The following is a 13,242-nucleotide window of genomic DNA, read 5'->3' on the forward strand; positions in this document are numbered from 1 at the left end:
CTAGTAACCATTTCTTTGCCGAATCTTTTTTGAAGTGATTCGACTAAATTTAATATCGGCTCTTCTTTCGCGTGTTCTTCAAAATTGTAAATAGATAATTGTTCAGTAAAGTCTACGCGATCTACCACATTACTAACCGTTACACCTAATAGCCGTATCGGCCGACCATCCCAATTTTTCGTAAATAAGGTCCACGCAACTTCAAATATTTTTTCCTTTTCATAAATCAAGTTACGAGTCGATTGACTACGTGAAGAATTATTCCAATCTGAATCCCGTATTTGTATGGATACTGTTGGACCTGCTAAGCGCTTCGATTCCAAACGATTTGCGACTTTTGAAGTTAAGCTTTTGAACACTTTTTTCAATTCATGAAGATCACTTTCATCAGTAGGTAAAGTTGTTGAACTTCCAACACTCTTCGTATCATAGACAGAATCTGGATCGACAGCACGATCATCAAATCCATTTGCACGTTTTTTTAATCGACTGCCATTCTTTCCAAGAGTTTCTTTTAATAAACCTTCTTCTGCTTTTGCAATATCGCCAATCGTTTGTAATCCTATACTGTACAATTTTTTGGCCGTACTTTCCCCCACACCATGCATGTCTAGAACTGGCAGTGGCCAAAGTATTTTATCAATATCACGTTTACGTAATACTGTAATGCCCATTGGTTTCTTTAGATTTGACGCCGTTTTTGCTAAGAACTTATTCGGAGCAATGCCAATCGAACAAGGCAAATCAAGTTCCGTTAACAACCTCGTCTGAATATCGTCAGCAATTTGAAGAGCGGTCATTGGTCCATCAATATCGGTAACGTCCATATAGCCTTCATCAATGGATACTGGTTCTACTTGTTTTGTATATGATTTTAAAACTTCAAACATCGCTCGTGATGCAATTCGGTATCGCTCAAAATTAGGTGGCAATAATATAAGCTCAGGACATTTTCGTTTAGCTTCCCAGACGCTCATCGTTGTGTAAACACCTTTTGCACGTGCTTCGTAAGAACAGGTCACTAATATTCCACGCCGTTCTTTTGGATTACCCGCAATTGCAATTGCTTTGCCTTTTAAGCTTGGATCGTATGATTGCTCAACAGATGCATAAAAACTATTCATATCGATATGAAAAATAATCCGAGAATTCCCTCGTTTTATGCTTGTCATGTCCTCATCGCCTCTACTTGTACTTAGTTTAATCATAACAAAAAAAGAGAAGTCAGGGCATCCTGACTTCTCTTTTCCATCAAGTTATTTAAACTTGTTTAGAAGACTCTTTTACAATCTCTACAAGTAGATCTGATAATTTCTCAAGTTCTGCAACAGGCATCCGTTCATTTTTCGTATGAATTTCTTCATAACCCACAGATAAGTTAACCGTAGGAATGCCGAAACCAGCGATAATATTTGCATCACTACCACCACCACTAGTACCTAGATTTGGAGTGAGACCAAGGTTTTCAACTGCTTTTACAGCTACTTGTGTCACATGTTCTTCTTCCCCAAAACGGAAACCAGGGTACATTAGTTGTATTTCGATTTCTGCTTGTCCACCCATGGCAGCTGCAGTTTCTTCAAAAACAGATTTCATGTGTGCAGTTTGTTTATCCAGTTTTTCAGGAACAATTGAACGTGCTTCAGCTAATATTTTCACTTCATCGCAGACAATATTTGTTGCACCACCGCCTTCAAAGCTACCGATATTAGCAGTTGTTTCTTCATCAATCCGTCCCAAAGTCATTTTTGCAATTGATTTTGAAGCGATGTTAATAGCAGAAATACCTTTTTCAGGTGCTACACCTGCATGAGCTGTTTTACCACGAATCGTTGCCCAAATTTTAGCTTGATATGGCGCTGCAGTTACAATACCGCCGACTTTTCCGTCAGAATCGACTGCAAAGCCATATTTCGCTGTAATACGAGTAGGATCCAAGTGTTTAGCTCCTGCTAAGCCACTTTCCTCCCCTGCTGTAATAATAAATTGAATATCTCCGTGCTCAATTGACTCTTCTTTCAATCGCTTCACCATGTCGAAAAGAGCAGCAATTCCTGCTTTATCATCAGCACCTAAAATAGTGGTGCCGTCTGAGTATATATAGCCATCTTCACGTAGTTCAGGTTTGATTCCTTTACCAGGTACAACAGTGTCCATATGCGTAGTGAAATAAATGGTGGTTACATCAGGCTTACTACCCTTTAAAGTGGCAATTAAGTTACCTGCTCCATGTCCACTTTTAGTAGCCGAATCATCTTCGAATACATCAAAACCTAAAGCTTCTAATTTCCCAATTAGAATAGGTGCAATAAGTTGCTCATGTTTAGTTTCAGAATCTATTTGAATAAGTTCTAAAAATTCATCAACTAATCGTTGATTGGTCAAGTGAAAAACTCCTTTATAATGGGATATTCCCATGCTTTTTGGCTGGTCTCGTTTCTTTCTTATTGCGCATCATATCTAATGCTTGAATGAGTTTAATACGTGTTTCTCGAGGGTCAATTACATCGTCGACCATACCACGCGCTGCGGCAACATATGGGTTTGCAAATTTTTCGCGATATTCCTCGATTTTTGTCGCACGCGTTTGTTCAGGATTGTCACTTTGCGCGATTTCCCGGGAAAAGATTACGTTCGCTGCCCCTTGTGGACCCATCACTGCAATCTCTGCATTTGGCCAAGAAAACACCAAATCCGCTCCAATTGATTTCGAGTTAAGAGCTACATACGCACCACCATATGCTTTACGTAAGATAACGGTCATTTTCGGAACCGTTGCTTCTGAATATGCATATAAAATTTTAGCCCCATGACGAATAATTCCACCATGTTCTTGTTTTATCCCTGGGAAGAATCCAGTAACATCTTCAAATGTGATAATTGGAATATTAAATGAGTCACAGAATCGAATAAAACGAGCTGCTTTATCCGAAGAATCGATATCAAGACCACCCGCCATCACTTTAGGTTGGTTACAAACTAATCCAACAACCTCGCCTTTGATTCGAGCAAGTCCAACGACAACATTACGAGCGAATTCTTTTTGTACTTCCATGAACGAATCTTGATCCACAACTTGTTCAATCACTCTTCGAATATCATAGGGTCTTATTGCTTCAAACGGAACGACTTCAGTTAATTCTGGACGATAGTCGTCTAGATGATCCACTTCTAAACGAGGTGGCTTTTCGTCGTTATTTTGTGGCAAGTAACTTAATAAATCTCTTACTTGTTGTAAGATTTCTTGTTCGGTTTCCGCACGGAAGTGAGCATTTCCACTAATGGCATTATGTACTTTTGAACCACCCAAGTCTTCAGAAGAAATTTTTTCTCCAGTAACCGTTTCAATTACTTTTGGTCCTGTAATAAACATTTGACTCGTTTTATCAACCATGAATACAAAATCAGTAATGGCTGGAGAGTAAACAGCACCACCAGCACATGGTCCCAAAATGACAGAAATTTGTGGAATCACACCAGAATAAATAGCATTTCGATAGAAAATATGTCCGTATCCATCGAGTGATACAACACCTTCTTGAATACGTGCACCACCAGAATCATTTAATCCAATAAATGGAGCACCATTTTTAGCAGCTAAATCCATCACATTGGCAATTTTCATGGCATGCATTTCCCCAAGCGCGCCACCAAAGACTGTAAAGTCTTGTGAGAATAAGTATATTGCACGTCCATTTACTTTTCCGTAACCTGTTACGACTCCATCTCCTGGACCCTTTTGAGTATCCATCCCAAAGTCAACTGTTCGGTGTTCTACAAATGGATTCAATTCAACAAACGTCCCTCGATCGACCAATAAGTCAATACGTTCACGCGCTGTCAATTTACCTTTAGCATGTTGTTTTTCTATCCGTTCGTCTCCGCCACCAAGTTCAATCTCACGCTTGCGATCATATAAATCACTAATTTTCTCATAAATATCCATTTAGTATTACCCCTTTATACTGCTTTTATCACATAATTCATATAACACGCCGAAGGAAGATTTCGGATGTAAAAACGCCACTTGTGCACCACCCGCTCCTATCTTCGGTTGTTCATTTAATATTCGAATTCCTTTTTCTCGAAGTTCATTCATGCGTTCTTCAATTCCTTCAACACCGAAAGCGATATGATGAATGCCTTCCCCTTTTTTTTCAATAAACGAATGAATGGCACTTTGTTCTGACATTGGCTCTAGTAACTCCAGTTTAACATTACCTGCATCAATGAATGCCACACGAACTGATTCGGAAGCCACTTCTTCAATTTTCAAAACTTTTAGTCCAAGTGTTTCTGTATAATAAGGGATTGTTTCGTCTAGATTTTTAACGGCGATGCCGATATGATCAACCTTTTTCAAAATAGCCACACCCTTCTATAATGTCCATCCTCTATTGTACCGATTTCTTTTTGAAAACTMTACCTCTTGAGAATTTTTTCGATTTCTACTACACTTAGGACTAGATTGTTAAAGGAGTTGTATCATATGCGTAATGCTAATTTTCGTAAGTTCATCGTCTATTTAATGATTATCATGATGGTTTTATCAAGTGCCTTGTTTGGATTAAGTTTATTCTTCTAAAAAAACAGCTTTGAAGGAATGTTTAATCCTTCGCAGCTGTCTTTTTTTTCATTTTGAATCCGACAAAGTTTCGTTTAATTTGTAAATATTGCTCCATTTCTTCAATAAACTGATAGAGAGCAGCCATTGCCAAAAAGTTTTCATGATCTTTTGGAAGTGGCATCTTCGAGAATTCTTCTTTTACATCATCTAATTTTGAGATAAAGGTATTCGCAGTATTTCCAGAATGCACATGGTTGGCTAAATCCTCAATAAATTCCCCGACGTGATAAGAGTGAGAAATAGTGACTGGCAACGCAGTGATTTTCGGTAAGACTCGCTCAATAATTTCGAACTGTTGTTCGCGCATGTCAAAATAAAGATAATAAAGATTTTGTCTTCGATTTAGATGGTTTTCAACATCTTTGTATGCAAGGGCTTTTCCTTTTTCAATGACTTCAGCTGCTTGAACGAGCTCTTTTCCGTCCCAGTCCGAATCCTTGTTGCGTAAGTACAAAGCAATTTCATGAAAGATTGTTGAATACAGTGATTCGAGAGTTAATCGATATTTCTTTAAATCATTTTCTATGTCTGGCATATACATATTGACGAGCAGTGCTACACCGAAGCCTACAGCCATCAATTGAGCTTCATTCCACAAAAGTGCCCATGATAATTCTTTTGCATCAAATAAATGGAGTAAGATGACAACACTTGAAACAAAGCCATCTTGAAATTTTAAAGAAACAAGAGTTGGAATGAAAAGTAGTAAAATAATACCAAAAACGATTGGATTATAAGCAATTCCTTCAAAAAAGATAAATGCAAATCCGATACCAATTATGCTTGAAATTATGCGCGCATAGACGGCACGAACCGATTTTCTTTTCGTTGGTTGAATACATAATACCGTTAATATAAATGCAGAACTATAATAATCCAAATTTAAAAACATGGCGATGAGCATGGCAATACTAGCACCAACAGCTGTTTTTAACGTTCGATAACCGATACGAAATCGTCGGAAATCCATGTGTTCACCAACTTTCGTAAGAAAAGTGTAAATCAACCTTTTCTTAACATGTATCAAGATTAACCTATTATTTATTCTTTTAGCTATATTAATACTGTTGATATTAAATAAAAAACGAAAGAGTTCATTTGTGTCTAGCATGCCGCATGAGCGTGAAGCTTGAGACCCACGTTTTCATACTTGTTGGTTCATGCAAACCGTGCGCTAGCGCATATGTACGACAACAATAGTAAAGTTTAACAAGGGCAATCTTATAGAAATAAAGAAGAAAAAGAGCACTGAATAGTGCCCTTCTCATTTTTATAGCTCGTCACAATGTTCTTCAAAAAGGGCTTGAATGTGAGTAATAACTGACATTGGATCATGACCTTCTATCTCGTGACGGCCAATTTCAGCAACAGCTTGTCCATCTTTTAATAGAACAAATGAAGGTGATGAAGGTAAATGCTCTTCACCAAAAAGCATACGTGCTTGAGCAGTTGCTTCCTTATCTTGTCCTGCAAATACCGTAACTAAGTGATTTGGACGTTTATCATAATGTACTGCATTGGCAGCTGCTGGACGAGCAATCCCGCCTGCACAACCACATACTGAGTTAATCATAACTAGTGAAGTACCTTGACGAGCGAATGCTTGTTCAACGTCTTCTGCTGAAGTTAATTGCTCATACCCGCTTGCTTCCATTTCACCGCGAGCTTGTCGTACTATATCATTCATTAATAAGTTAAAATCCATATTCATTTGTAAATCTCCCTTCGAACTTCAATTCTAATAATAGCAGTTCGTTTATTGACACGCAAAAACTATGTTTTAGGCGTGGTTGGAAATAAATTTTCGACGGCTTGAGAAACCGTCATGTCGCCTCGCAAAATTTCATGCTCTAGCAATTTGACTTGTGACTTTGTATCAGGTAATTCATAAAAATTGTCCATTAATCGGTCTGTAATCATGGTATGGAACCAATCTTTCGTTTGGGACTGTCGTCGATCTTCGAAAACACCAGAAGTCACGAGCGTCTCTTTGAACTTACTAATGATTTGCCAAACTTCATGTATTCCGATGTATTCAATAGAAGAAACATGCATTGCTTTTGTGGTCCATCCTGGCGTTGCTGGTTGCAGAAAATGTAGAATTTGTTCATATTCAGCTGCGGTTTTTTTTGACATTTTCGCGTTATCACCATCTGCTTTGTGCACAACTAGCAAATCAGCCAACTCCATAATGCCTTTTTTCATCCCTTGAAGTTCGTCACCAGCACCCGTCAAAACTAGCAACATAAAGAAGTCTACCATGCCTCGGACAATTGTTTCGCTCTGACCAACACCTACTGTTTCAATTAAGATAACATCATATCCTGCAGCTTCACACAGTAACATGGTTTCTCGCGTTTTTTTATGAACGCCACCTAATGTTCCTGCAGATGGGGATGGTCGAATAAAAGCGTTTTCGTGTCTAACGAGGTCTTCCATTCTCGTTTTATCGCCTAAAATACTTCCTCCGGATAGGCTTGAGCTAGGATCTATAGCAAGAACGGCCACTTTATATCCCATTTCGCATAAATGTTTCCCAAATGCCTCGATAAATGTACTTTTCCCTGCACCTGGAACTCCAGTGATGCCGATTCGAATACTATTTCCCGTATGTGGGAGAAGTTCTTGCAGTAACCGTTGACCTGTTCGTTTATCTTCAGCTACTGTACTTTCAAGCAACGTGATGGCTTTAGCCAAATGGAGCCTAGAACCATGACGAATTTCACGAGAAAAATCATCGACAGAAATCTCTTTTTGGTGAGACCTTCGAAATTGCTTTCGAGTCGTTTGCCCCATACCGTCATGAGTAGACTTAAGTCCACCCATCACATTCATAGCGCTTTTCTGCTGGTTCTCCTGACCTTCCATTATTCCTTCACTTCCTCGTACCCAAGACGTCGGTAAATTTCTTCTATTACTTTCGCAGCAGCCACCGGAATGACAGTTCCTGGTCCAAAAATCGCGGAAGCCCCATTTTCACGTAAAAACGCATAATCTTGAGCAGGAATTACGCCACCTACTACGATAAGGATATCTTCACGACCTATTTTTTTTAGTTCACTTTGAAGTGCGGGTACTAATGTCATGTGACCTGCAGCAAGAGAACTTACGCCTATCACATGAACATCGTTTTCAGCTGCCTGTCTAGATGTTTCTTCGGGCGTTTGGAACAATGGGCCAATATCGACATCAAAACCTAAATCTGCGAAAGCAGTCGCAATGACTTTAGCTCCGCGATCGTGTCCATCTTGTCCCATTTTGGCAATCAAAATTCGTGGACGTCGCCCTTCGTTTTCCTTAAAGTCTTCGGTCATGTCTTTGACCACTTTTATTTCTTCATCATTCGAGAAATTCGAACTATAAACGCCACTCACGGAACGAATCACCGCCTTATGTCGACCAGATACGCTTTCAATGGCATCTGAAATTTCACCAAGTGTAGCACGAACTCTCGCAGCTTGAACAGCACATGCAAGCAAGTTTTCTTCGCCAGATTCTGCCGCCTTTGTAAGGGCCGTTAGTGCAAGTTTGACATCATCTGCATTACGCGTTTGTTTCATTTTTTCGATTCGATCAATTTGTGTTTGTCGCACAACCGTATTATCAATATTTAAGATATCAATTGGATCTTCTTCTGATAATCTGAATTTATTTACACCGATGATGATTTCTTTACCAGAATCTATTTGCGCTTGTTTTTTAGCAGCTGCTTCTTCAATTTTCATTTTCGGTAAGCCTGTCTCAATCGCTTTTGCCATTCCACCAAGTTCTTCGATTTCTTCAATCAATGACCATGCTTTCTGCATTAATTCATCCGTTAATTTTTCAACAGCATACGAACCGCCCCATGGATCAATAACTTTTGTCATCATCGTTTCTTCTTGTAAGAAAAGCTGCGTATTTCGAGCGATTCGGGCAGAGAAATCCGTTGGTAAAGCAATCGCTTCATCTAATGCATTTGTGTGAAGCGATTGTGTATGTCCCATTGCTGATGCATTTGCTTCTATTAACGTTCTGGTTACATTATTAAAAGGATCTTGTTCAGTTAAACTCCATCCTGATGTTTGAGAATGCGTTCGAAGTGCCAATGATTTTGGGTTCTTTGGATCAAACGTTTGCATCATTTGCGCCCAGATTCGACGAGCAGCTCGCATTTTCGCTACTTCCATAAAGTAGTTCATGCCAATCGCCCAGAAGAATGACAAACGTGGAGCAAATGAATCGATGTCAATACCAGCTTGTAATCCCGTTCGGACGTATTCAAGACCATCAGCCAGTGTGTAAGCTAACTCAATATCAGCAGTGGCACCCGCTTCTTGCATGTGGTAGCCAGAAATCGAGATTGAATTAAATTTCGGCATAAACTTCGATGTGTATTCAAAAATATCAGCAATGATTTTCATCGACATTTTAGGTGGATAAATATATGTGTTACGGACCATATACTCTTTTAAAATGTCATTTTGAATCGTTCCTGCCAGTTGTTCTGGTGAAACGCCTTGTTCTTCAGCTGTTACAATATAAAACGCTAAGATGGGCAATACAGCACCATTCATGGTCATCGACACTGACATTTGATCAAGAGGTATACCGTTAAACAGGATTTTCATATCTTCGACTGAATCGATCGCGACTCCAGCTTTCCCAACGTCACCAGTTACTCGAGGGTGATCAGAATCGTATCCTCGATGTGTGGCTAAATCAAATGCAACAGACAATCCTTTTTGACCCATCGCTAAGTTTCGACGATAAAACGCATTGCTTTCTTCTGCGGTTGAAAATCCAGCATATTGACGAACTGTCCAAGGACGTGAAACATACATCGTCGGATACGGTCCACGCGTATGAGGCGCAATACCTGGGAAATCTGACAAATGCTCAAGTGATTCAAGATCTTCTTTTGCATATCTAGAATTTAGACGTATGCCTTCATTAGTTAAAAAAGTATTTTCAGCAACTGACGAATTCTTTTCTTGAGTAACTATTTTTTCTAATTGAACCGCTTTAAAATTGGGCTTCATATCCCCTGCACCCCTTCCTTTTCGACTATAAGCTGATGCATTTTTTTAATTAAGTCTTGTCCTGCAAAAATCGCACCGTGCAGTCCTAATTCTTGCCATTGCTTTTCTTCAGCAAACTTACCAGCAACATCAATAATGATTTGGTTATGAGTTTGTTTTAGGAAGAGTGGCAAAATTTCCTTCGTCACTTCATCTTTTGCAGCTACTACTGCATAGTCGATTTGGTTTGATTTTACCCAGTGCCAAGCATCATTAGCCTCAGTAAAGACAGGACTCATTATGGGATTTAACCCACCTGCTTGCAAAAATCCTTGAACAAAGTCGGCTCTTGGTTTAACTTCTTTCAAAACACCAAATGAAACTACTGCCGCCTTAAGTTGATTGTCTTCAAAATGCTTGCGTAGTTGTTCAAAAGGAATTGCTAGTCTTTCTGTACTTTCATTTGAAACGGAAGTTGATACTGTATCAGCCGGATTGGCATACATATTTGTTCCAATTAAAGATGTTTTGCGCTTAGCAAGAACTTCTATACGAGAAGACTGTATATCATTTGCTAGTCCCATTAGATAGCTTTCTTGTAGTTCAGGACTCATTTCTACAACTTGTAAAAATAAAGCCCACGATTGACGAACAAGGTCTGTCGTTAAGGATTCGACATAATATGACCCCGCAGCAACATCTATCATTTTATTAACCATTGTTTCTTCTCGAATGACTAATTGTACATTACGTGCAATCCGTTCAGACGACGGTGAGCTACCAGTTAATACATCATGAGGGTGAACCGTGATCATATCTGCTCCGCCTAAAACTGCAGAAAATGTCGCGTTACCTGCGCGCAATAAATTAACAGTTGGATCTAATTTTGAATAAGAGCGTAGTGAAGTTTCAGCTAACACTGGAATAGCAATTGTCTCCACGTTATATGCCGTTGAAAACGCTTTCCACAATACCCGAAAAGCACGTAATTTTCCGATTTCCATAAAGAAGTTCGTGTCAACTGCAAATTGAACAGCAACCTTGCTCGCAAAATCACTTTGCTTATCAGCAAGTTTTGATAATTTTACTAAAGCATGCGTTAATTCATGTACTGCTGTACCACCTGCATGGTGAATTTCATTAGTTGTAATCATTGTTGTTAAAGATGAAGAAGGTACTCCAGCAACATACCCTTTTAACTCTATTAATTCTTGCTTAGAAAAAAGCTCAAAAACACCAATTATTTCATCGTCCGTTGTAGATACCGATAAATAAAACAGATTTGTTTTTAATAGGCTTGCTAATTCTGTAAGCTCTTCTGGTGACCATGTCCATGAAGAAGGTGTTCCAACGTAAACAATCATTTCATTGCCACGTTCCAACTGAGCTTTCGATTTATGTAAAAATTCTGTAGCTGAAGTACTAATCGTCGCTTGTGCGATTTGCCAGTTAGCATCTTGTTTAGCATTTGCTACTATTTCAGAATAGTTCAAGGTGTTATGTAAATGTTCAGACGTATATAAAGGTTGAAGGTCGATTCCTTCAAAAGTAGGTGTAATCAGTTGCTCAAACGGTTTGTCTTTTAACGTTCTAACTGCTACATCTTTCCACTCATCAAAACTTGCTTTCGGGAATGTCGTATTCTTCATTTGATCGATTGTCATGTGGTCGCTTGCGCTTCCCTCCTTCGAATCTGTTGCATACTTCTAGTCTAACTGAGAAATGGCTTTGTTAAAAGTACAAAAAGCCCGATGACCGAGAGTTTCGGCATCGGACTTTTTGAATAATGTCTAGTTTCAAGTTCAGTTAGTGGAACACGGGGGCAGTTAGGCAAAAACTTTACGTTTCATCCATCCAGCACCGGAGTCCAGCTAGAATGACACTTGTACTTTCTTAATACACTGAAGTATTTTCTTTTGTCATGTTTTCTAAGATTTCTTTCACACGTGCTAAGAAGCGTCCACATACAAGACCGTCTAATACGCGGTGATCTAGTGATAAACATAAATTAACCATACTGCGAGCAGCAATCATGCCACCATCCATAATAACTGGACGTTTAACGATCGATTCAACTTGTAAAATCGCCGCTTGTGGATAATTGATGATACCCATTGATTGAATTGAACCAAATGATCCAGTGTTATTAACTGTGAAAGTACCACCTTGCATTTCGTCAGATTTCAATTTACCTGCACGTACTTTGCCTGCAAGCTCATTTATTTCACGACCGATGCCTTTGATCGTTTTCTCATCAGCACTTTTAATAACTGGAACATATAATGCATCTTCAGTCGCAACAGCGATTGAAATATTAATGTCTTTTTTCATCACGATTTTATCGCCAGCCCACATTGAGTTCATCATTGGGAATTCTTTTAAAGCTTGAGAGACAGCTTTAACGAAGAATGCGAAATAAGTCACATTGAAGCCTTCTTTTTTCTTGAATTCATTTTTGATGCTATCACGATATTGAACAAGATTTGTTACATCTACTTCAATCATCGTCCATGCATGTGGTGCTTCATGTTTACTACGTAACATGTTAGCCGCAATAGCTTTACGAATTCCTGTAACTGGAATTTCAGTATCTCCAACAGCTACTGGTACATTTACAGGAGCAGCAGCTGGTTTAGCTGAAGCCATTGTTTGAGCTGGTGCAGCTTCCGCTTTAGGAGCCACTTGTTCAGCTTTAGCAGTTGGGATATTACCACTTTCGATAAGGGCAAGTAAATCCTTACGAGTAATACGTCCTTCATTCCCAGAACCTTCGACAAGTGTTAAATCAATATCGTTTTCTTGTGCTATTTTCAGCACTGAAGGTGAATATCGAGCTTTTGATCCTTTTTCACGTTCAATTGGAGCAGGAGCTGCAGCCTTTTTCGATTCAGCAGTAGGCATTTCTGTCGCTGTTACTTTTTCGACAGGAGTATCTTGAGATGTCGATTTTTCAGAAGAAGCGTCGCCATCAGTTTCGATGGTACATACAACCTCACCAACTGCTAAAGTTTCGCCTTCTTTAGCTATAAGTTCTTTAATAACACCAGTAAATGATGAAGGGACTTCAGCCGTCACTTTATCTGTATTTACTTCCGCAAGCGAATCGTATTTGTTAACTTTATCACCCGGTTGAACTAACCATTTTTCGATTGTTCCTTCTGTTACCGATTCACCGAGTTGAGGCATTGTAATTTCTTTGATTGCCAAGTGTAACTCCTCCTTTCAGGTTAAAATTCAGCTAATTCTCGCATAGCTTTTTCGACTTTATCTGGGTTAATCATAAAGAATTTTTCCATTGTCGGTGCATAAGGCATTGCTGGAATATCTGGTCCTGCTAAGCGCTTAATTGGCGCATCTAAATCAAACAAGCAGTTTTCAGCAATAATCGCTGCAACTTCACCCATGATGCTACCTTCCATATTATCTTCAGTAACCAGAAGAACTTTACCTGTTTTTGAAGCTGCTTCTATAATTGCTTCTTTATCTAACGGATAAATTGTACGCAAATCTAAGATGTGAGAAGAAATTCCATCTTGCTCTAATCGTTCAGCAGCTTGAAGTGCAAAGTGAACCGCAAGACCATAAGTGATGACAGTAAGATCTTCACCTTCACGC

General features: G+C 39.1%; 12 protein-coding genes. 1 reads left to right on the forward strand and 11 read right to left on the reverse strand.

All coding sequences use genetic code 11. The features are described 5' to 3' along the window. The 4 genes from AC1DOS_RS12235 to mce all read right to left on the reverse strand — a co-directional run. A partial coding sequence (locus AC1DOS_RS12235; RefSeq protein WP_477537720.1) for a DNA polymerase IV occupies window positions 1-1,172 on the reverse strand: 1,172 nt, incomplete at its 3' end. A gap of 88 nt (window positions 1,173-1,260) precedes the next feature. After that, window positions 1,261-2,385 (reverse strand): M20/M25/M40 family metallo-hydrolase, encoded by a 1,125-nt coding sequence (locus tag AC1DOS_RS12240; RefSeq protein ID WP_477537721.1) that lies wholly within the window; start codon window positions 2,383-2,385, stop codon window positions 1,261-1,263. Window positions 2,386-2,398: 13 nt separating this feature from the next. Next, window positions 2,399-3,946 carry an acyl-CoA carboxylase subunit beta gene (locus AC1DOS_RS12245; RefSeq protein ID WP_477537722.1) on the reverse strand — a complete coding sequence of 516 codons (1,548 nt, stop codon included), beginning with the start codon at window positions 3,944-3,946 and terminating at the stop codon, window positions 2,399-2,401. Window positions 3,947-3,952: 6 nt separating this feature from the next. Continuing rightward, window positions 3,953-4,363, reverse strand: a complete 411-nt coding sequence (gene mce / locus AC1DOS_RS12250) for a methylmalonyl-CoA epimerase (protein WP_108586793.1) — start codon at window positions 4,361-4,363, stop codon at window positions 3,953-3,955. A 126-nt stretch (window positions 4,364-4,489) separates the two neighbouring features. Between mce and prli42 the strand changes: the two genes are divergently transcribed. Beyond that, entirely contained in the window at window positions 4,490-4,585 is a 96-nt protein-coding gene (prli42, locus tag AC1DOS_RS12255) for a stressosome-associated protein Prli42 (protein ID WP_155979643.1), read from the forward strand. 22 nt (window positions 4,586-4,607) lie between these two features. On the opposite strand, the gene AC1DOS_RS12260 is transcribed toward prli42, so the two are convergent. The 7 genes from AC1DOS_RS12260 to AC1DOS_RS12290 form a co-directional block, all read right to left on the reverse strand. After that, the gene (locus AC1DOS_RS12260; protein ID WP_477537723.1) at window positions 4,608-5,597 is read right to left on the reverse strand and encodes an aromatic acid exporter family protein; all 990 of its coding nucleotides are present in this window, start codon (window positions 5,595-5,597) and stop codon (window positions 4,608-4,610) included. A 300-nt stretch (window positions 5,598-5,897) separates the two neighbouring features. Continuing rightward, entirely contained in the window at window positions 5,898-6,338 is a 441-nt protein-coding gene (locus AC1DOS_RS12265; RefSeq protein ID WP_477537724.1) for a BrxA/BrxB family bacilliredoxin, read from the reverse strand. Between the two features lie 62 nt (window positions 6,339-6,400). Continuing rightward, a complete protein-coding gene (gene meaB, locus AC1DOS_RS12270; protein WP_477537725.1) occupies window positions 6,401-7,495 on the reverse strand; it encodes a methylmalonyl Co-A mutase-associated GTPase MeaB in 1,095 nt (364 codons plus the stop codon). After that, complete coding sequence (gene scpA / locus AC1DOS_RS12275) at window positions 7,495-9,648, reverse strand: methylmalonyl-CoA mutase (RefSeq protein WP_477537726.1); 2,154 nt, start codon at window positions 9,646-9,648, stop codon at window positions 7,495-7,497. Before scpA ends, meaB begins: the two co-directional genes overlap by 1 nt. Beyond that, the gene (locus AC1DOS_RS12280) at window positions 9,645-11,291 is read right to left on the reverse strand and encodes a methylmalonyl-CoA mutase family protein (protein WP_477537727.1); all 1,647 of its coding nucleotides are present in this window, start codon (window positions 11,289-11,291) and stop codon (window positions 9,645-9,647) included. Before AC1DOS_RS12280 ends, scpA begins: the two co-directional genes overlap by 4 nt. A gap of 229 nt (window positions 11,292-11,520) precedes the next feature. Next, a complete protein-coding gene (locus tag AC1DOS_RS12285) occupies window positions 11,521-12,834 on the reverse strand; it encodes a dihydrolipoamide acetyltransferase family protein (protein ID WP_477537728.1) in 1,314 nt (437 codons plus the stop codon). 20 nt (window positions 12,835-12,854) lie between these two features. Continuing rightward, window positions 12,855-13,242 (reverse strand): transketolase C-terminal domain-containing protein (locus tag AC1DOS_RS12290; RefSeq protein ID WP_477537729.1); only part of this gene is annotated, 388 nt, incomplete at its 5' end.

This window comes from Paenisporosarcina sp. P5_A11 (genome assembly GCF_056400705.1).